Here is an 18,466-nt window from a genome sequence, read left to right as displayed (position 1 = left end):
GGGCCGTTCTGCGGGTGGACGGCGGCGCGGCGGCCTGAGCCGCGCCGCCACCGGTCGTCGGCGGGCGTCAACGGTCGTCGGCGGCCGGCGCCACTCGCGCCGTCACCACTCGCGGGCGGCGATCAGTTCCTCGACGTCCGCGTCCTCGAAGCCGTAGGCCGTCGCCACGAACCAGATGTCCCCGCCTATCTCCTCCCGTGCCACGGTCTCGATCTCGCTGCCCGCGGCGTCGAACTCCGCCTCCAGAGCGTTGAACCGCTCCGTCGCGACCGCCGTCAGCGCGTACAGCGTCTTCAGGTCCGCGGGCCGCTCCGCCTCGATCCGCTCGCACAGGTCCAGCAGGATGGCCTTCCCCTTGTCGAGGACGTGGTCGGGAAAATACTCGTCCTCGTACAGCACCTCGAGGAACGCCCGTTCCTTGACCTGCTGGTTGGTGATCGTCATGGCGACGCCCTCCCCTTCTGCCCTGGATCAGCCCCGCGTCCAGTGTGGAATGTCCGACGTCCCCGATCTTGCACCACCCCACTGACAACGCCGGTGGCGGGGGGGGGGGGGGGCGGCCCCCCCCCCCGGGGGGGGGGCCCCCCCCCGGGGGGGGGGGGCCCCCCCGGCCGCGCCGGGGGGGGGGGGCCCCCGCCCCCCCCCCCCCCCCCCCCCCCCCCCCCCCCCGGGGGGGGGGGGGGCGGGCGCCCCCCGCGCCCCGGTGCGTGAGCCCGCGCTTCAGCGCGGTCCGGCGCCGCTCGTCGCGGGCTGGCTCAGGTCAGCTCGGACTGCACGACACCGTCGGCCACGTCCAGGCGCCGTTGGTCTGGATCGTCACGCCCCAGTTGTTGCCGCTGCCGTTCGGCTTGGCGGTCAAGACCTGGGCACTGGGAAACGTGGCGTTGATGTTCCACGTCGCGATGATCTTCTCCGGCGCCGGAACGTTCATCGTCACCGTCCACGAACTCGACCCGGACACCGCCACGTTCAGGTTGTACCGGTCGCTCCACTGCTGACCGGCGGAGAGGGTCGCGGTGCAACTGCCCCCGCCACCGCCCCCGGTGGTGCCGCCAGTGGTGCCGCCGGTGCCGCCGCCGCTCGTACCGCCGCCGTCGGGGGCGACGGCGCGGCCGGTCTGCGGCGAGATCATGCCCGCGCACAGGCCGCGGCTCGCCAGGCCCTGCGCGATCCGCGGGATCGCGGCGAGCGTGTTGGCGGGCCACTCGTGCATGAGGATGATCTGGCCGTTGGTGAGCCGGGCGTTGGCCTGCACGATCGCGTCGGTGCTCGCGCCGTTCCAGTCCTGCGAGTCGACGTCCCAGATGATCTGGGTCAGACCGTACTTGGCCTCGACCGACTGCAAGGTCGCGTTGGTCTCGCCGTACGGCGGACGGAAGAGTTTCGGTGTGCCGCCGCCCGCCGCGGCGATGGCCTGCTGGGTCCTGGAGACCTCCGAGTCGATCTGCGCCTGGCTCTCCTGGATCAGGTGGGGGTGGGTGTAGCTGTGGTTGCCGACCCACATCCCCGCGTTGATCTCGGCCTGGACCTGGGACGGATAGGACGCGGCGAACTGTCCCTCGTTGAACATCGTGGCCCGCAAGCCGTTCTGCCGAAGGGCGTTGAGGACGCTCGGGGTGTGGTCGTTGGACGGGCCGTCGTCGAAGGTGAGTCCGACGTACCCGTTGCAGGTGGCGGCGTGCGACGGGGTGGCGTCGACGGTGAAGGTGACGACGCTCGCCACCGCCGTGGCGGCGACGGCAAGTCCCGTGATCAGGGACCGCAATGACATGTGCGGCCTGGTTCGCATGTGGGGGGCCTCCTTGTGGTGGCGTTGCGAACTCCGTGGGGGGATGACGGGGACACGCGGTACCGGGAAACGCGGTCCGGGGATACGGGCGTACGGGCTACGCGCGTGCCGGCGTACGGCGTCAGCTCGGACTGCACGAGACAGTCGGCCACGTCCACGCGCCGTTGGTCTGGATCGTCACGCCCCAGTTGTTGCCGCTGCCGTTCGGCTTGGCGGTCAAGACCTGGGCGCTGGGATACGTGGCGTTGATGTTCCACGTCGCGATGATCTTCTCCGGCGCCGGGACGTTCATCGTCACCGTCCACGAACTGGAGCCCGAGACCGAGACGTTGAGGTTGTAGCGGTCGCTCCACTGCTCGCCGGCGGACAGTGCGGCCGTGCAACTGCCCCCGCCTCCGGTCGAACCGCCCGTGGTCGAACCGCCGGTGGTGCCGCCGGTGGTGCCGCCGGTGCTTCCCAGCGTGATGTTGGAGTTGCCGCTGCTCTGGTAGCCCTCGGTGGCGAGGATCATGTAGTTGAAGCTGCCGAGGCTCATCCCGTGGCTGGCCCACGCGTCGAAGTGGTTGCCCGTGGTGATGGTGCCGCCGGTCCGCTTCGACTGCCGGACGCTCCAGTACTGGTTGAAGGTCCGGGTGCCCTCGATCGACGGGGCGTTGACCCGTGTCGTCTCGTAGATGTCGTACGTGCCGCCGTCGCTGGTGACCGTGCCCTTGTACGTGCCGGTCGGCCGGTAGGTGCCGTAGTTGTCGACGACGTAGTACTCGACCAGCGGATTCGTCGTCCATCCGTACAGCGACAGGTAGGCGTTGCCCGAGGGGTTGAAGCTGCCCGAGTAGGCGACGCTCTGGCGTCCGCCGGTGGCCCAGCCCTTGCCGGCGACGAAGTTGCCGGCGTTGCTCCATGAGGTGCTGTAATTGCCGCCGGAGCCCAGGTTCATGGAGACGGATCCGCCGCCGTCGGTCCAGAACGAGTAGTAGTAGCCGTTGTTGGTGCCGGTCTGGTTCGACGTGATGATCGTGTCGGCGTTGGCGGTGCCGGGCAGGATGAGCGCGGCCACGCCGACCAGCGCTATCGCGCAGGCGCCGCTGATGAGCAGCCGGAAACGGCTGAGCAGCCCTAACGGGCGCCGTCTGCGGCTCATGTCGTGTGCGGGTGCGGGTGCGTCGTTCATGTGCGTGCTTCCTCCTCGTCTCGTGAGGACCGTCTGCCGCGACAGTGTTGAGCGGAGCACGTCACGTGTCAACACTTTCGACACCGATTACGAAAGCTTCGCAACTAGCCAGGAGTACGGCACCCACCATTTCCGCAGGCAGACGCGCATCAATAGCCGGAGGAATTGGTTGACCCACAAAACCGCCCACCTACAAGATCACATCAAAGGGGCTGAAATTCCGAATGTTTCGGAACGCCTTCCGAGTGCGTGCGCGAGGTCTACGACCGGCGGGCGAGATCGGCCGAGACGTTGTCCGCGAGACGGCGCAACAGGGTCATGGCGGCCTCGGTCTCCCGGGGCGACAGACCCATCGCCGCGCCTATCGCGGGGGGTACGTCGCGGGCCCGGTCGCGCAGCGCGTCGCCCCGCTCGGTGAGGATGACGCGGACGGTGCGCTCGTCCTCGGCGCTGCGCTCGCGGCGGACCAGGCCGGCCGCCTCCAGCCGCTTGATCAGCGGGGTGAGGGTGCCGTAGTCGAGCTGCAGGGCGGCGCCGACGTCCTTGATCGGGACGTCGCCGTGCTGCCAGAGCACCAGCAGCACCAGGTACTGCGGATAGGTGAGGCCGAGCTCGTCCAGCAGCGGACGGTAGCGGCTGGTGACCGCACGGGAGGCCGCGTACAGCGCGAAGCAGAGCTGGTCGTCCAGGAGCAGGGAGAACGCGGGCTCGGCGTCGGCGGCTTCCGTGCTGTCCATGCGGGGCGGCCCTCCTCGGGGACGGGTGCTGGGGTCGACCGATCAGCCTAGCTTCACCATGAGGCAATTTCAACGTGCACGATTAGCTTGTGCACGAGCTAATCGTGTCCTAGTCTTCTGGGGTGTGGCCGGCTCCCCTTGCCGAGCACGACAGGGCACGGCCGAGCACGATCCGGCACGACGCGCCGGCCCGGCGCGCACCCGGAACCGACGCCCACACCGTCCGTCCCTCCCCCTTCCGTCCCACGAGGAGTCCCCGTCATGTCCGAGTCCACCCCCGCAGCACCCGTCCTGGAACCGGCCGCCGCGGAATTCGCCGCCGCCACGGCCAACCCGCCGTATCTGTTCGACCTCGGCCCCGTGGCGGGCCGCAAGACGGTCGACGAGGTGCAGTCCGGCGAGATCGACGCGCCCGAGGTGGACGAGGAGTGGGTGACCGTCGAGGACGGCCCGACCGAGTCCGTACGGGTGCGCGTCGTCCGGCCCAAGGGCGCCGTCGGAACGCTGCCGGTGATCCTCTACATCCACGGCGCGGGCTGGGTGTTCGGCAACGCCCACACCCACGACCGGCTGGTGCGCGAACTGGCGGCCGGTGTCGGCGCGGCGGTGGTCTTCCCCGAGTACGACCTGTCCCCCGAGGCCCGCTACCCGGTCGCGATCGAGCAGAACTACGCCGTCGCCCGCTGGGTCGTCACCGACGGCGCGGCCAAGGGTCTGGACGCGAGCCGTATCGCGGTCGCCGGGGACTCGGTCGGCGGCAACATGGCCGCCGCGCTGACCTTGATGGCCAAGGAGCGCGGTGATGTGCCGCTCGTCCAGCAGGTGCTGTTCTACCCGGTCACCGACGCGAGCTTCGACACCGATTCGTACCACCGGTTCGCAACCGGTTACTTCCTGCGCCGCGACGGCATGCAGTGGTTCTGGGACCAGTACACGAAGGACCCCGCGCAGCGCGCCGAGATCACCGCGTCCCCGCTGCGCGCCACCACGGAACAGCTCACCGGGCTGCCGCCCGCGCTGGTCGTCACCGGTGAGGCCGATGTGCTGCGCGACGAGGGCGAGGCGTACGCCGACAAGCTCCGGCAGGCGGGTGTCGCCGTCACCGCGACCCGCTACCCCGCCATCATCCACGACTTCGTGATGCTCAACGCGCTGCGCGGCACGCAGGCCGCGCAGGGCGCGATCAACCAGGCGGTCACCGTGCTGCGTTCAGCGCTCGGCACCGGCTGACCGTCACCGCGGCCCGCGGCCCGCTCGCCTGCGTCTCACACCAGCGAGCGCGCCAACGACCGTCCCCACATGCCCATATGGCCGAAGGCCTCGGGGTGCCACATCCCCACCCCGAGTACGGGCACCACCAGCAGGATCGCCAGGACGAGTGAGGTCTCCCCCAGGGTGGACAGCTCGTAGCGCTCCACGAGGGTGCCGAGCACCATCAGGCCGACGAAGACGACGACGCACAGGGCGAGCAGGTCACCGATCGCGTACCAGGTCACGGCCTCGGCGCCCGGGTGCTCCCAGCGCGCGTAGGTGAAGCTGGTGCCGGCCAGTATGGCCGCGAGCAGCAGGCCGCAGCCGGTCAGGACGGTGCACCAGGTCGTCCAGACCGGGGCCGGCGGCTTCCGGTCCTCCGGCGGGTCCGCCTCGTCCGTCCCCCGGTCGTCCTCCGAGTAGCCGTCCGTGTGGCCGTCCGCCGTCTTCGACGTCGCGGCCGACCCGGTCACGGCGTCGGCGGTGTCGTCGGCCGGGCCCGGTTCGGGGCCGGGCTCCACGAGTACGCGTACGGCGGCGGCCCGGGCGTCGTACGCGTCGAGCTGTTCGTCGGCGCTCTCCAGCGCAAGGTCGAATTCCCGCAGCCGGGCGATCGCGGCGCCCACCCGGGAACCCTCGTCGGCGCCGGAGCCGGGACCGTCTTCCACGACCGGGGTGCGGGACGGGCCAGGTCGCGTACGGGGCCGGCCCTGCTCCACGGCCGACTGCCGGACGCCGATGGCCAGCTCCTCCGCCGCCTCTCGTTCCCTGCGGGCTCTGGCCAGCAGGGACTCCGCGGCGACCAACCGGTCCTGGTGGTCGGCCAGTTCCCTGCGCCGCGGCGGCGCGTCGATGCCGACCGCCTCATTCGCCCGGCGCTCCAGGACCGCGCACCACGCCTGGAGGTCGGCGACGAGTCCCATCAGCGTCTGCACGACCGCGCCGATGACCGAGAGCGCTTCCCGTACGAGCAACTGGCTCTTGTGCTCTTCGTCGGTCCCCGCGCCCGACCGCGGTTCCAACTCCGGCACCGCTCCGGCAGGATCCCCCTGCGACATCGACCCGCCCCTGTCCTCGACCGGCTCTTCGGTGCCGCCGCGCCCCCGCGTCGGCAGTCCCCGACGTCCATCAGATCACCTGCTCCGGCGATCGGCCACCCTGTTTCGCGCGCCACGCCGGGAGGGTTTCCCGACGGGTCGGCCGGACTCCGCCGCCGCGGCGGGCGGAATCGGAACGTCCGCCCGCGCGGGCCGTCGGCGCCCGGACGCGGCGGGGCGCCTCCCTGCCCGGGGATGGCGGCGCCGGACTGAAAGGCGCCAGGCGCGGGAGCCGCTGCCCCTGGGACGTGTCCGCAAAGTCTCGTCTGGCTGGCGGTGCCTTGCACGCACTCCCCCAGACTCCGTCCGGGGGTCCCCCACCGCCATTGCCGATCGCACGCACCAGACACCGCCGGCCCCGCCCTCCGGGCGGTGGGGGCACCTCCCGGACGGAGTCTGGGGGAGCGACTTCGCGGACACGCCCTAACCGGTGATCAGGTCGAACTTCTCCCAGGCGCCGATGGCGGCCCGGTTGGCGACCAGCGGCGCGGCGCCCGCGTTCTCGGCCGTCACGTACTGGTCGGTGGCCTGGGCGCGAAGGCTGACGCTGCCGTCGGAGTTGTGGACGAGGGTGAAGGTCTGGGCGGCGCCGACTGTGGTGGAGTCGGCGATGAGATTGCCGGAACCTGCGCTGACGTAGCGGTTGTTGGCGTGGGCGCGCAGCGCGATGTTGCCGCCGCCCGCGTCGGTCATGTCGAACTGCTCCCAGGCGCCGATGGCGGTCCTGTTCGCGATGAGGGCCGCGGCTCCGGCGTTCTCGGCAGTCACTCTGCACCTGCGCTCCTTCGTCCGGCGGGCCGACGAGATCAGGGCCGCCGGAATCCACGAGGTCGTGGTCTTCCACGCCCCCGACGAGGAACTGCTGAAGTACGAGGCCGAGTTGCCGTTCGCCGTGGTGGGCGACCCGGACAAGACGCTCTACCGCGAGTTCGGGGTCGAGACCTCGATCCGCGCGGTGGCCGATCCGCGGGTCTGGCCCGCCATCGCGCGCGCGGTCGGCAGCTCGATGTGGGGCACGGTCCGGCGCCGCAACCGTACGGCCCCGGTCGTGCCGACCGGCGGCAGCCTCGGCCTGCCCGCCGACTTCCTGATCGCCCCGGACGGCCGGATCGTCGCGGCAGAGTACGGCGAGCACGCGTACGACCAGTGGTCGGTGGACGAACTGCTCGCGCACGCGGCGCACGAGGGTGCCGCCGCGCCGGCCGGCTCCCGCCCACGGCGCCTCCCGCGCCCTCACGCCGACAGTGCCCGCACCGCCTCTCCGATCTCCTCCGGGGCGCAGGCCGTGGCCAGCACGTCCAGGGACAGGCCGAGCGCCGCCGCCAGGGCGACCACGGTGAAGAAGGCCGGGGTGGGGGCCCGGCCGGTCTCGATCTTGCGCAGGGTCTCCGCGGAGACCCCGGCGGCCGCCGCCACGTCCACCATGCTGCGGTCGCCGCGGGCGTCGCGGAGCAGTGCGCCGAAGCGTTCGCCGCGGGCGCGCTCCTCGGGGGTCAGGGGTGTTCTCACCATGCCCGTGATACTAATACCGGTATAAGTATTGGGCGAGCCCGCGGCCGGAAGGAGTCCGGCCGCCCGCACGACGAGGAGTCACAGCACATGGTGGAGATCAAGACCGACGCGGCGCTCGACGCGATGCGCGAGGCGGGGCGCGTCGTGGCACAGGCGCTCGCCGCCGCACGGGAGGCGGCGGCCGTCGGCGTATCGCTTCGGGACCTGGACGCGGCGGCCCACGCCGTCCTGGACAAGGCAGGCGCCACGTCCCCCTTCCTCGGCTACCAGCCGTCCTTCGCCCCCTCCCCCTTCCCCGCGGTGATCTGCGCGTCGGTGAACGACGCGCTCGTGCACGGCATCCCCACCGACTACCGGCTGCGCGACGGCGACCTGGTGAGCATCGACTGCGGCGCGGTGCTCGACGGCTGGGCGGGCGACGCCGCGATCAGCTTCATCGTGGGCACGCCCCGGCCCGAGGACGTGGAGCTGATCGCCGCCACCCAGCGCGCCCTGGACGCGGGCATCGCGGCGGCCGTCGTCGGCCACCGGCTCGGCGACATCTCGCATGCGGTCGGCGCTGTGGCGAGCACGGCGCGCTGCGGCATGCCCACCGACTTCGGCGGCCACGGCATCGGCCGCCAGATGCACGAGGACCCGCACGTGCCCAACCGCGGGCGGCCGGGGCGCGGCTTCCCGCTCCGCCACGGGCTCGTGCTCGCGATCGAGCCGATGCTGATGTCCGGCGGGCGCGACGAATACCGTACGGACCCGGACGGCTGGACGCTGCGCACGGTCGACGGCAGCCGCGCCGCGCACATCGAGCACACCGTCGCGATCACCGAGCAGGGCCCGCGCGTCCTCACGCTCGTCTGATCCGCCCCGGGCGCCGCCGCCCGCCCGCGGTCCGCCCGCGGTCCACCCGTCGTCGGCCCGCCGCTCGCACGTCCGGCGCAGTCCGCGTGCCCCGCGGGCCGCCCGTTGCCTGCCCGTCGTCCGAAACGGGCACTTCCACGGGCCGTATGGCCAACCACCACACCACCTGATCGCCAACACTCCCTCTGAACTGGCACTCTTGCCGACCGGTCCGGGCAACACCGGGCAGTTTGTTGTCCGTTATGGGCCGGTCCCTGTCAAAGTGGCGTTGGTATAACTCTTCCACGGGCAAAACCGGGCACGCCTTGCCCGGACCGGCGAAGAGACAGGTGGTGACCGTGAGAGCACAAGAACGCCAACATCGGATCCTCGCGCTCGCGCGCCACCAGGGTCAGGTCGAGGTCACCGTGATGGCCGCCAATCTCAAGGTGGCGCCGGAGACCATCCGCCGCGATCTGGGCGTACTGGAGAGCCGCGGTCTGGTCCGCAGGACGTACGGCGGCGCCTATCCCGTCGAGGGCGCGGGGTTCGAGACCGACCTCGCCCAGCGGGTGACGCTGCATGTCGCCGACAAGCGACGGATCGCGGCCGAGGCGGTCAAGCTGCTCGGCGAGGCGGAGACCGTCTTCGTGGACGAGGGCTACACCCCTCAACTGCTCGCCGCTCTGCTGCCCAGCGACCGGCCGCTGACGGTGGTCACCGCGTCGTTGACCACCGCGGCGGCCGTCGCGGACTCCGCCAACACCACTGTGCTGCTGCTCGGTGGCCGTGTCCGGTCCAGGACGCTGGCCACCGTCGGCTCCTGGGCCTGCGACATGCTCGCGGGGTTCGTCATCGACCTGGCCTTCGTCGGGTCGAACGGCATCTCCCGCGAACTCGGCCTGACCACACCGGATCCCGTGGTCGCCGACGTCAAGGCCAAGGCGCTGGAGGTCTCCCGGCGCCGGATCTTCATGGGCCACCACAGCAAATTCGGCGCGAGCAGCTTCTGCCGCTTCGCCCAGGTCGGCGACTTCGAGGCGATCGTCACCGACACCGGTCTGTCCAGCGCCGAGGCGCACCGCTACGCACTTCTGGGACCCCGCGTCTTCAGAGTCTGACCCGCGGGCCCGCCCCGCGCCGCTCCCCTTTTCCCCCCACCTCCCCCGCGATCTCCGAGATCCCCGCAGCCCCCCCGCAGTCCCCGCGCTCCCCCCGTCTTCCGCACCTCCCCGGTACGCCGATCCGGGCTACCCCCTGCCCTCCCGCACCACGACTCCCGCTCCACCCACCCTCATCCCCGGTCATGAAAGGGACGAATCATGACACCGAGAACGAGAAGCCTTCCCCGCCTGCTGCCTCCGCTCGCCCTCGCCGTCTGCGGCACCCTGCTCGCGGCCTGTTCCGGCGCCGGCGGCTCCGGCGGAAGTTCCGGCGGCCACTCCATCAACGTACTGATGGTCAACAACCCGCAGATGGAAGACCTTCAGAAGCTCACCGCCGCCAACTTCACCAAGTCCACCGGTATCAAGGTCAATTTCACGGTGCTGCCCGAGAACGACGTCCGCGACAAGATCACCCAGGACTTCTCCAGCCAGGCCGGCCAGTACGACGTCGCGACCATCAGCAATTACGAGACGCCGATCTACGCCAAGAACGGCTGGCTCGCCCCGCTCACCGCGCACACCAAGTCCGACACGGCCTTCGCGCAGAGCGACATCCTGCCCGCGCTCCAGCAGTCGCTGACGTACAAGAACGACATCTACGCCGAGCCCTTCTACGGCGAGTCGTCGTTCCTGATGTACCGCAAGGACGTCTTCGCGGCGAAGAACCTGACGATGCCCGCCAACCCGACCTGGGCCCAGGTCGCGGACCTCGCCGCGAAGGTCGACGGCGCGCAGTCCGGCATGAAGGGCATCTGCCTGCGGGGCCAGCCCGGTTGGGGCGAGGTCATCGCCCCGCTGACCACCGTGGTCAACACCATGGGCGGCACCTGGTTCGACAAGGACTGGAAGGCCCAGGTCAACAGCCCCGCCTTCACCAAGGCGACGCAGTTCTACGTGGACCTGGTGCGCGCCCACGGCGAAGCCGGAGCCCCGCAGGCCGGGTTCACCGAGTGCCTCAACGACCTGGAGCAGGGCAAGGTCGCCATGTGGTACGACGCGACGTCGGCGGCCGGTTCGCTGGAGGCCAAGGACTCCCCGGTGGCGGGCAAGCTCGGCTACGCGCCCGCTCCGGTCGACCAGACCAAGAGCTCCGGCTGGCTCTACACCTGGGCCTGGGGCCTGCAGAAGGCCAGCAAGCACCAGGACGACGCCTGGAAGTTCATCTCGTGGGCGTCGGGCAAGGGCTACGAGGAGCTGGTCGGCAAGCAACTGGGCTGGTCGCGGGTCCCCGCCGGCAAGCGCACCTCCACGTACCAGAATCCGGACTACGTCGCCTCCGCCTCGGCGTTCGCCAAGGCCACCGAGACCGCGCTCGAGGCGGCCAACCCGACAAACCCGGGCATCCAGCCGCGGCCCGCGCCGGGCATCCAGTTCGTCGGCATCCCCGAGTTCACCGATCTGGGCACCCAGGTCTCGCAGCAGATCAGCTCCGCCATCGCGGGCCAGACCAGCGTGAAGAGCGCCTTGTCCGCGAGCCAGAAGCTCGCCGAGAAGGTCGCCGACAAGTACGCGGGCAACTGACCGCCACCGCCCCACCCGACGGTTCCCGGCCGCCCCCGGCCCCCCGCACGACGGGGCCGGGCGGCGGGCCCGGGGCGCGAAGCGGAGAGAGACGACTGACACCATGAGCACCCCATCCCTCACCAGACGCATCCGCGCGCCGCAGACCGAGCAACAGCCGACGCCGCCCGCCGCGCGCCGGTCCCCCGGCGCCTGGGTCCGACGGGCCCCGCTGCTGCCGGCCCTGGTCTTCATGATCGTGGTCACCCAACTGCCGTTCGTCGGCACCCTGGTGATCTCGTTCATGCGGTGGAACGCCCTCGACCCCGGCGACCGCGGTTTCGCCGGCCTCCAGAACTACAAGGAAGAGTTCACCGACCCGCAACTGCGCCACGCCCTGACCACCACGGTCGTACTGACCGTCTCCGTGGTCCTGGTCAGCCTGCTGCTCGGCCTCGGCCTCGCGCTGCTGCTCGACCGGAAGTTCCTCGGCCGGGGCATCGTGCGCACCATGCTCATCACGCCGTTCCTGGTGGTACCGGTGGCGTCCGCGCTGCTGTGGAAGCACGCGCTGTACAACGCGTCGTACGGCCTGATCAACGGCTCGCTCAACTGGCTGTGGAAGCTGTTCGGCAGCGACAACGCGCCGCAGCCGGACTGGCTGTCCACCCACCCGCTGCTGGCCGTCGAGGCGTCGCTGGTGTGGCAGTGGACGCCGTTCATGATGCTGATCCTGCTCGCCGGGCTCCAGAGCCGGCCGATGGACATCGCCGAGGCGGCGCGGGTGGACGGCGCGGGCACCTGGCAGATCTTCCGCTATCTGACCTTCCCGTACCTGCGCCGCTATCTCGAACTGGCGGCCCTGCTCGGGTCGGTGTACGTGGTGCAGAACTTCGACGCCGTGTTCACCATCACCTCCGGCGGTCTCGGCACCGCCAACCTCCCCTACACCGTATACACGACCTTCTACCAGGCGCACGACTACGGGCAGGCGTCCGCCGCGGGCGTCATCGTGGTCATCCTGTCGATCATCGTGGCCACCTTCGCGCTGCGCACCGTCTCGTCGCTGTTCCGAGAGGAGACCCGGTGATGGCTACCGTCTCCGTGACCACCGCCCGCCGCCGTACGGCGCCCGCCGCCCGCAAGGAGCGGCGCAACCGCTCACTGCTCGGCCTGCTGGCCTGGCTGTGCGGGATCGTCTTCTTCCTGCCCTTCGCGTGGATGGTGCTCACCTCCTTCCACAGCGAGCAGGACGCGGCGACCAACCCGCCGAAGCTCGGGGCGTCGCTGACGCTCCACGGCTACCGGGAGTTCTTCGGCTCCGGTACCGGCGTCAGCCCGTGGCCGCCGCTGGTCAACTCCCTGACAGCGGCGGCGGTTTCCACCGCCCTCGTCCTGGTGTTGTCCTTCCCCGCGGCCTACGCGCTGTCGATCAAGCCGGTGCGCAAGTGGACCGACGTGATGTTCTTCTTCCTGTCGACCAAGATGCTGCCCGCCGTCGCGGGTCTGCTGCCGGTCTATCTGATCGCGAAGAACGCGGGTCTGCTGGACAACATCTGGCTGCTGATCCTGCTCTACACCTCGATGAATCTGCCGATCGCGGTGTGGATGATGCGCTCCTTCCTCGCCGAGGTCCCGGTGGAGATCCTGGAGGCCGCCTCGATCGACGGCGCGGGCCTGCCGACCATCCTGGTACGGATCATCGCCCCGGTCGTCACCCCGGGGATCGCCGCGACCGCGCTGATCTCGTTCATCTTCAGTTGGAACGAACTGCTCTTCGCGCGGGTGCTGACCGGAGTGGTGGCCGGCACCGCGCCGGTGTTCCTCACCGGATTCGTCACCAGCCAGGGCCTGTTCCTCGCCAAGGTGTGCGCCGCCGCCGTCTGTATATCCCTGCCGGTACTGGCCGCCGGATTCGCCGCCCAGGACAAGCTCGTCCAGGGCCTCTCTCTTGGAGCCGTCAAGTGAAAGCAGCCGTCATCAGCTCCCCCGGTGTCGTCGGCATCGAGATCGTCGACGACCCGGCGCCCGGCCCCCGGGACGTCGTGGTCCAGGTCGCGGCCTGCGGTCTGTGCGGCACCGATCTGCACATCCTCCAGGGCGAGTTCGCCCCGACCCTGCCGATCGTGCCGGGGCACGAGTTCGCCGGTGAGATCGTCGCCGTGGGCTCCGAGGTCCGTGAGCTGACCGTAGGCGATCAGGTGGCGGTGGACCCGTCGCTGTACTGCCACGAGTGCCACTACTGCCGGATCGGGCGGAGCAATCTGTGCGAGCGGTGGAACGCGATCGGCGTGACCGTCCCCGGCGGCGCCGCCGAATTCGCCGTCGCCCCGGTCGCCAACTGCGTCAAACTCCCCGAGCACATACGGACGGTGGACGCGGCGCTGATCGAACCGCTGTCCTGCGCCGTACGCGGCTACGACATTCTGCGCAGCCAACTGGCCAGCCACGTACTGATCTACGGCTCCGGCACCATGGGCCTGATGATGCTGGAGCTGGCCAAGCGGACCGGCGCCGCGACCGTCGACGTCGTCGACATCAACGAGGAGCGGCTGACCACGGCCACGGCGCTGGGCTGTTCGCAGGTGGCGACCAACGCGGACGAGATCGCCCGCCCGCGCGGCTGGGACGTCGTGATCGACGCGACCGGCAACGCGCAGGCCATCCAGGACGCGCTGGACCGGGTCGGCAAGGGCGGCACCTTCCTCCAGTTCGGCGTGGCCGACTACGCCGCGCGCGCGACGATCGAGCCGTACCGCATCTACAACCAGGAGATCACGATCACCGGCTCGATGGCCGTCCTGCACAGCTACGAGCGGGCCGCCGAGCTGTTCGCGGGCGGGGTGCTCGACCCGGAGGTCTTCATCAGCGACCGGCTGCCGCTGGTCGACTACGCGTCGGCGCTCGAGCGGTTCAAGGCCGGCAAGGGCCGGAAGATCCAGGTGGTGCCCTGAGCCCTGCGGGCGCCGCGGCCGTGTCCGCCGGGGTAGCCGATTGTGACCCGGCCGCGGATTTCGACAGGATGGGGCCATGACCGAGATCCGCACGCCCCGCCTGGTCCTGCGCCGCTGGCGCGAGGACGACATCGCGCCGATGGCCGAGATCAACGCCGACCCGGAGGTCATGCGCTACATCGGCGACGGGCTGCCCCGCGACCTGGAGCAGACCGCGGAGTCCATCGAGCGGTGGGAGGAGGAGTGGGACGACGAGGGCTTCGGCCTCTTCGCCGTCGAACTCCTCGCCTCCGGTGAACTGGCCGGGTTCACGGGGCTGTCCGTGCCCACGTTCCTGCCCGAGGTACTGCCCGCGGTGGAGATCGGCTGGCGGCTCGGCCGCCAGTTCTGGGGGCAGGGTTACGCGTCGGAGGCCGCTCACGCCACCTTGGAGTTCGCCCTCCAGGACCGCGGCCTCGACCGCGTGATCAGCATCGCGCAGCTCGGCAACGACGCCTCCGAGAACGTGATGCGCAAGCTCGGCATGGTGCCGGACCGCACGACGACCCACCCGGTGTCCGGCCGCCCGGTGCGGGTGCACGCGATCGACCTGACCGAATACCGGGCCTGAGCCGCGGAGGGCCGGGCCCGGATCGGTCGGCCGGTCCGTCGGCCAGGTCGGCCCGCCGGTCGGTCAGTCGGCCCGCCGACCTGTCGACCTGTCGGTCTGTCGGTCTGTCGGTCTGTCGGGGAGCGACGCTGATCACATGGACACGTCACAGGCTTTTCACTAAGGTTTGCCTTGCCTAAGGCAAGCCTTGTGTTTTTCCCTGCCTGCGCACCCGTCGTCGTCTTCGCCCCTTTCCCGCCCGTGGAGTTGTTGACCCATGCCTGCCGTGCCCAGAGCCTCCGCTGTCGCCCTGCTCTCCCTGGTCGTCCTCGGCACGGCCGCCGCCACCGGCTGCGCGAAGAAGAACGACGCCTCGTCCGACGGCGCGATACGGGTGGACGCGGCCGACAGCTCCTGCAAGGTCTCGCGCACGGAGTTCCCCGCCGGTTCCGTCAGCCTGGATGTGCACAACAAGGGCTCCAAGGTCACCGAGGTCTACGTCTACGCGCCGGGCGACCGCATCGTCACCGAGCGGGAGAACATCGGCCCCGGCACCAGCGCCACCATCACCGCGCAGATCAAGGCGGGCACGTACGAGGTGGCCTGCAAGCCGGGCATGAAGGGCGACGGCATCCGGCAGAAGATCACCGTGACGGGCGCCAACGCGCCCAAGCCCGGTGACCCGCGGCTCGACGAGGCCGTCGCCTCGTACCGCGAGTACGCGCAGGAGCAGGCCGACCTGACGATCCCGCTGGTGCAGAAGTTCGCCGACGCGGTCAAGGCCGGTGACGTGGCCGCGGCCAAGGCCGCCTTCGCCCCGTCGCGGGTCGGCTGGGAGCGCACCGAGCCGGTCGCCGAGAGCTTCGGTGACATCGACCCGAAGACCGACACCCGCGAGGACGGTCTGGAGGACGGCCAGAAGTGGACCGGCTGGCACCGGCTGGAGAAGGCGCTGTGGGCCGACGGCAAGCTGACGCCCGAGGACAGCACCCTCGCCGACAAGCTGGTGGCCGACCTCAAGGACTGGCAGAAGCGGGTCGGCACCGCCGACATCACGCCCACCAGCATGGCCAACGGCGCCAAGGAGCTGCTGGACGAGGTCGCCACCGGCAAGGTCACCGGTGAGGAGGACCGCTACAGCCACACCGACCTGTCCGACTTCGACGCGAACGTGGCGGGCGCCCGCAAGGCGTACGAGCTGCTGAAGCCGGTCGCCGCCGAGAAGGACCCGGCGCTGTCCAAGACCCTGGACACCGAATTCGCCGACATCCAGACGCTGCTGGACAAGTACCGGCAGGGCGACGGCTTCGTCTCGTACGACAAGGTCACCGAGAAGGAGCGCAAGGCGTTCTCCGACGCGGTCAACTCGCTCGCCGAGCCGCTGTCCAAGCTCGCCGCGGCTGTCGCACCCGCCAAGTAACCCTCGGCGTCCGGCTGGCCGGGCGCCCGAAACCGCAGCTCACCGAGCCGTGGCACTCCCGCACAGGGAGGGTCACGGCTGCGGTACGCACGACGCAGGACCGATAGAAGGGCCACCGCTCATGGACGAAGCAGCCGGTACCGGCGGCACCGAGTCCACCCCCGCAGACCCCCAGGGCACCGAGCCCGCCTCGACCTCCCCGCAGGGCACGACCGTGGACACGGATACCGACACGAGCACGAGCACCGACACATCCGCGGACGACCGTACCCACCGGGCGCTCAGCCGCCGCGCGGTCATGGGCTGGGCCGGTGCCGGACTCGCCCTCGGCGCGGCGGGCGGCGGCTCGGTCGCCGCGGCGGTGACCAGCGGTACGAACGGCGGCTCCGCGTCCTCCGACGGCTCCGTCCCCTTCTACGGTGAGCACCAGGCGGGTATCGCCACCCCCGTCCAGGACCGGCTGCACTTCGCGGCGTTCGACGTCCTCACCGACGACAAGGCGGAGCTGGCCGCGCTGCTCAAGGAGTGGACGAGCGCCGCCGCCGCGATGACGGCGGGACGCGAGGTCGGCACGGGCGCGGTGGACGGGCCGGCCGAGGCGCCGCCGGACGACACCGGTGAGGCGCTGGGCCTGCCCGCCTCCCGGCTGACCCTCACGGTCGGCTTCGGCCCGAGTCTGTTCGAGCAGGTCGCCGAAGACGGCACGCGCACCGACCGGTTCGGCCTGCGTGCCCGGCGCCCGGCGGCGCTGATCGACCTGCCGCACTTCCCCGGCGACAATCTCGACCCGGCCCGCAGCGGCGGCGACCTGTGCGTCCAGGCGTGCGCGGACGATCCGCAGGTCGCGGTGCACGCGATCCGCAATCTCGCCAGGATCGGCATGGGCAAGGTGTCGGTGCGCTGGTCGCAGCTCGGCTTCGGCAAGACGTCCTCGACGACGCCGGACGCGCAGACGCCGCGCAATCTGATGGGCTTCAAGGACGGCACGCACAATGTGTCGGGCACCGACACATCGACGCTGGACGGCCATGTGTGGGCGGGCCCGGGGGACGGTCCCGACTGGATGACCGGCGGCTCGTACCTGGTCGCGCGCCGGATCCGTATGCACATCGAGACCTGGGACCGCGAGGGCCTCCAGGCGCAGGAGGACGTGTTCGGCCGCACCAAGGGCGAGGGCGCGCCGTACGGCAAGCAGCGCGAGCGCGACACGCCCGACCTCGGGCTGATGCCGAAGGACGCGCACGTACGCCTGGCCCATCCGGACAGCAACGCCGGGCAGATGATCCTGCGCCGCGGCTTCTCCTTCACCGACGGCTCTGACGGTCTGGGGCGGCTGGACGCGGGGCTGTTCTTCCTCGCGTACCAGCGCGACACGCGTAAGGCGTTCGTCCCGTTGCAGCGGCGGCTCGCCGCGAGCGACGCGCTCAACGAGTACATCCAGCACGTCGGTTCCGCGCACTTCGCCTGCCCGCCCGGCGTCCGAAAATCCGGCGAGTGGTGGGGGCAGTCCCTGCTCGGCTGACGTCCCCCATCCCCCGACCAGCGTCCCACCCGTCCCGGCCCCTGGAGTACCGCCGTGTTCGCCAACTATCTGATCGGCCTGCGAGAGGGCCTGGAAGCCAGCCTGATCGTCTGCATCCTGATCGCCTACCTGGTCAAGTCGGAGCGGCGCGAGAGCCTGCCGCCGGTCTGGACCGGCATCGGCGCCGCCGTGCTGCTGAGCTTCGGCTTCGGCGCGCTGCTCCAGTTCGGTTCGTCGGAGCTGACCTTCAAGGCCCAGGAGGCGCTGGGCGGTTCGCTGTCCATCATCGCGGTCGCGCTGGTCACCTGGATGGTGTTCTGGATGCGCCGCACCGCGCGGCACCTGAAGGCCGAGCTGCACGGCAAGCTGGACGCCGCGCTCGCGATGGGCACCACCGCGCTGGTCGTCACGGCCTTCCTGTCGGTCGGCCGCGAGGGCCTGGAGACGGCGCTGTTCGTGTGGACGGCCGTGCAGTCGAGCGACGACGGCGTACGTCCGCTGATCGGCGCGATGCTCGGTCTGGCCACCGCCGTGATCCTGGGCTGGCTGTTCTACCGGGGCGCGGTGCGGATCAATCTGGCGAAGTTCTTCACCTGGACCGGTGCCATGCTGGTCGTGGTCGCGGCCGGTGTGCTCGCGTACGGTCTGCACGACCTCCAGGAGGCGGGCTGGATCGGCGGCCTGGGCAGCCTGGCCTTCGACATCAGCTCCACGATCCCGCCGGACAGCTGGTACGGCACCCTGCTCAAGGGCGTCTTCAACTTCCAGCCGGATCCTACGGTGCTCCAGGTCTGCGCCTGGGGCGTCTACCTCGCGCCCACGCTGTACTTCTTCTTCCGCCGCTCCGGCGGTCGCCCCGCCCCCGCCGCGCGGGTCTCCCCCGAGCCGTCGCAACCGGAGACCGCGCGCTGACCTGAGGCCCCG

At 70.8% G+C, this 18,466-nt stretch carries 18 protein-coding genes and 1 pseudogene; 12 read left to right on the top strand and 7 right to left on the bottom strand.

What is annotated here, in order from left to right; genetic code table 11:
* Window positions 1–102: 102 nt before the first annotated feature.
* The 4 genes from ACFZBB_RS05995 to ACFZBB_RS05980 form a co-directional block, all read right to left on the bottom strand.
* On the bottom strand, window positions 103–444 hold the full coding sequence (locus tag ACFZBB_RS05995; protein WP_391118231.1) for a DUF5713 family protein: 342 nt from the start codon (window positions 442–444) through the stop codon (window positions 103–105).
* A 316-nt stretch (window positions 445–760) separates the two neighbouring features.
* Entirely contained in the window at window positions 761–1,789 is a 1,029-nt protein-coding gene (locus ACFZBB_RS05990) for a polysaccharide deacetylase family protein (RefSeq protein WP_391118229.1), read from the bottom strand.
* A gap of 121 nt (window positions 1,790–1,910) precedes the next feature.
* Window positions 1,911–2,930 carry a glycoside hydrolase family 11 protein gene (locus ACFZBB_RS05985; RefSeq protein WP_391118503.1) on the bottom strand — a complete coding sequence of 340 codons (1,020 nt, stop codon included), beginning with the start codon at window positions 2,928–2,930 and terminating at the stop codon, window positions 1,911–1,913.
* A 290-nt stretch (window positions 2,931–3,220) separates the two neighbouring features.
* A complete protein-coding gene (locus ACFZBB_RS05980; RefSeq protein WP_391118227.1) occupies window positions 3,221–3,697 on the bottom strand; it encodes a MarR family transcriptional regulator in 477 nt (158 codons plus the stop codon).
* 261 nt (window positions 3,698–3,958) lie between these two features.
* Here ACFZBB_RS05980 and ACFZBB_RS05975 point away from each other — a divergent pair, with 261 nt between their 5' ends.
* Entirely contained in the window at window positions 3,959–4,927 is a 969-nt protein-coding gene (locus tag ACFZBB_RS05975; RefSeq protein ID WP_391118225.1) for an alpha/beta hydrolase fold domain-containing protein, read from the top strand.
* Between the two features lie 35 nt (window positions 4,928–4,962).
* Here ACFZBB_RS05975 and ACFZBB_RS05970 read toward each other — a convergent pair whose 3' ends face one another.
* Both ACFZBB_RS05970 and ACFZBB_RS05965 read right to left on the bottom strand, forming a co-directional pair.
* Window positions 4,963–6,006, bottom strand: a complete 1,044-nt coding sequence (locus ACFZBB_RS05970) for a hypothetical protein (protein WP_391118223.1) — start codon at window positions 6,004–6,006, stop codon at window positions 4,963–4,965.
* 462 nt (window positions 6,007–6,468) lie between these two features.
* Complete coding sequence (locus ACFZBB_RS05965; RefSeq protein WP_391118221.1) at window positions 6,469–6,813, bottom strand: hypothetical protein; 345 nt, start codon at window positions 6,811–6,813, stop codon at window positions 6,469–6,471.
* On the opposite strand from ACFZBB_RS05965, the pseudogene ACFZBB_RS05960 reads away from it, so the two are divergent.
* A pseudogene (locus ACFZBB_RS05960) lies at window positions 6,713–7,162 on the top strand (AhpC/TSA family protein); the annotation flags it as partial. The gene ACFZBB_RS05965 and the pseudogene ACFZBB_RS05960 overlap by 101 nt on opposite strands.
* A gap of 116 nt (window positions 7,163–7,278) precedes the next feature.
* Here ACFZBB_RS05960 and ACFZBB_RS05955 read toward each other — a convergent pair.
* Window positions 7,279–7,557, bottom strand: coding sequence for a helix-turn-helix transcriptional regulator (locus tag ACFZBB_RS05955; RefSeq protein ID WP_355349207.1), 279 nt, complete (start codon window positions 7,555–7,557; stop codon window positions 7,279–7,281).
* Between the two features lie 87 nt (window positions 7,558–7,644).
* Here ACFZBB_RS05955 and map point away from each other — a divergent pair, with 87 nt between their 5' ends.
* From map to efeU, 10 genes are all read left to right on the top strand, one after another.
* On the top strand, window positions 7,645–8,412 hold the full coding sequence (map, locus tag ACFZBB_RS05950; protein ID WP_391118218.1) for a type I methionyl aminopeptidase: 768 nt from the start codon (window positions 7,645–7,647) through the stop codon (window positions 8,410–8,412).
* A gap of 338 nt (window positions 8,413–8,750) precedes the next feature.
* Window positions 8,751–9,512, top strand: a complete 762-nt coding sequence (locus ACFZBB_RS05945) for a DeoR family transcriptional regulator (protein WP_391118216.1) — start codon at window positions 8,751–8,753, stop codon at window positions 9,510–9,512.
* A gap of 201 nt (window positions 9,513–9,713) precedes the next feature.
* Window positions 9,714–11,078, top strand: a complete 1,365-nt coding sequence (locus ACFZBB_RS05940) for an extracellular solute-binding protein (protein ID WP_391118214.1) — start codon at window positions 9,714–9,716, stop codon at window positions 11,076–11,078.
* Between the two features lie 103 nt (window positions 11,079–11,181).
* On the top strand, window positions 11,182–12,147 hold the full coding sequence (locus ACFZBB_RS05935; protein WP_391118212.1) for an ABC transporter permease subunit: 966 nt from the start codon (window positions 11,182–11,184) through the stop codon (window positions 12,145–12,147).
* The gene (locus tag ACFZBB_RS05930) at window positions 12,147–13,025 is read left to right on the top strand and encodes an ABC transporter permease subunit (protein ID WP_391049820.1); all 879 of its coding nucleotides are present in this window, start codon (window positions 12,147–12,149) and stop codon (window positions 13,023–13,025) included. The genes ACFZBB_RS05935 and ACFZBB_RS05930 overlap by 1 nt, the downstream gene beginning before the upstream one ends.
* Window positions 13,022–14,011, top strand: a complete 990-nt coding sequence (locus ACFZBB_RS05925; RefSeq protein WP_391118210.1) for an alcohol dehydrogenase catalytic domain-containing protein — start codon at window positions 13,022–13,024, stop codon at window positions 14,009–14,011. Before ACFZBB_RS05930 ends, ACFZBB_RS05925 begins: the two co-directional genes overlap by 4 nt.
* A 76-nt stretch (window positions 14,012–14,087) precedes the next feature.
* Complete coding sequence (locus ACFZBB_RS05920) at window positions 14,088–14,621, top strand: GNAT family N-acetyltransferase (protein ID WP_355349224.1); 534 nt, start codon at window positions 14,088–14,090, stop codon at window positions 14,619–14,621.
* Between the two features lie 256 nt (window positions 14,622–14,877).
* Window positions 14,878–16,020, top strand: coding sequence for an iron uptake system protein EfeO (efeO, locus tag ACFZBB_RS05915; RefSeq protein ID WP_391118207.1), 1,143 nt, complete (start codon window positions 14,878–14,880; stop codon window positions 16,018–16,020).
* Between the two features lie 121 nt (window positions 16,021–16,141).
* The gene (gene efeB / locus ACFZBB_RS05910; RefSeq protein WP_391118204.1) at window positions 16,142–17,542 is read left to right on the top strand and encodes an iron uptake transporter deferrochelatase/peroxidase subunit; all 1,401 of its coding nucleotides are present in this window, start codon (window positions 16,142–16,144) and stop codon (window positions 17,540–17,542) included.
* Window positions 17,543–17,596: 54 nt separating this feature from the next.
* Window positions 17,597–18,454, top strand: coding sequence for an iron uptake transporter permease EfeU (efeU, locus tag ACFZBB_RS05905; protein WP_391118202.1), 858 nt, complete (start codon window positions 17,597–17,599; stop codon window positions 18,452–18,454).
* The last annotated feature ends 12 nt before the right edge of the window (window positions 18,455–18,466 follow it).

It is taken from the genome of Streptomyces sp. NPDC008139, assembly GCF_042957025.1.
GTDB lineage: Bacteria > Actinomycetota > Actinomycetes > Streptomycetales > Streptomycetaceae > Actinacidiphila.
The sequence above is the reverse complement of the archived record's forward strand: the minus strand, read 5'-3'. Positions and strand labels throughout refer to the sequence as shown.

Excerpts from the sequence above, each read along its gene's own strand:
- ACFZBB_RS05995 (WP_391118231.1), bottom strand. The coding sequence starts at position 444 with ATGACGATCACCAACCAGCAGGTCAAGGAACGGGCGTTCCTCGAGGTG.
- ACFZBB_RS05990 (WP_391118229.1), bottom strand. The coding sequence starts at position 1,789 with ATGCGAACCAGGCCGCACATGTCATTGCGGTCCCTGATCACGGGACTT.
- ACFZBB_RS05985 (WP_391118503.1), bottom strand. The coding sequence starts at position 2,930 with ATGAGCCGCAGACGGCGCCCGTTAGGGCTGCTCAGCCGTTTCCGGCTG.
- ACFZBB_RS05980 (WP_391118227.1), bottom strand. The coding sequence starts at position 3,697 with ATGGACAGCACGGAAGCCGCCGACGCCGAGCCCGCGTTCTCCCTGCTC.
- ACFZBB_RS05975 (WP_391118225.1), top strand. The coding sequence starts at position 3,959 with ATGTCCGAGTCCACCCCCGCAGCACCCGTCCTGGAACCGGCCGCCGCG.
- ACFZBB_RS05970 (WP_391118223.1), bottom strand. The coding sequence starts at position 6,006 with ATGTCGCAGGGGGATCCTGCCGGAGCGGTGCCGGAGTTGGAACCGCGG.
- ACFZBB_RS05955 (WP_355349207.1), bottom strand. The coding sequence starts at position 7,557 with ATGGTGAGAACACCCCTGACCCCCGAGGAGCGCGCCCGCGGCGAACGC.
- map (WP_391118218.1), top strand. The coding sequence starts at position 7,645 with ATGGTGGAGATCAAGACCGACGCGGCGCTCGACGCGATGCGCGAGGCG.
- ACFZBB_RS05940 (WP_391118214.1), top strand. The coding sequence starts at position 9,714 with ATGACACCGAGAACGAGAAGCCTTCCCCGCCTGCTGCCTCCGCTCGCC.
- ACFZBB_RS05935 (WP_391118212.1), top strand. The coding sequence starts at position 11,182 with ATGAGCACCCCATCCCTCACCAGACGCATCCGCGCGCCGCAGACCGAG.
- ACFZBB_RS05930 (WP_391049820.1), top strand. The coding sequence starts at position 12,147 with ATGGCTACCGTCTCCGTGACCACCGCCCGCCGCCGTACGGCGCCCGCC.
- ACFZBB_RS05920 (WP_355349224.1), top strand. The coding sequence starts at position 14,088 with ATGACCGAGATCCGCACGCCCCGCCTGGTCCTGCGCCGCTGGCGCGAG.
- efeO (WP_391118207.1), top strand. The coding sequence starts at position 14,878 with ATGCCTGCCGTGCCCAGAGCCTCCGCTGTCGCCCTGCTCTCCCTGGTC.
- efeB (WP_391118204.1), top strand. The coding sequence starts at position 16,142 with ATGGACGAAGCAGCCGGTACCGGCGGCACCGAGTCCACCCCCGCAGAC.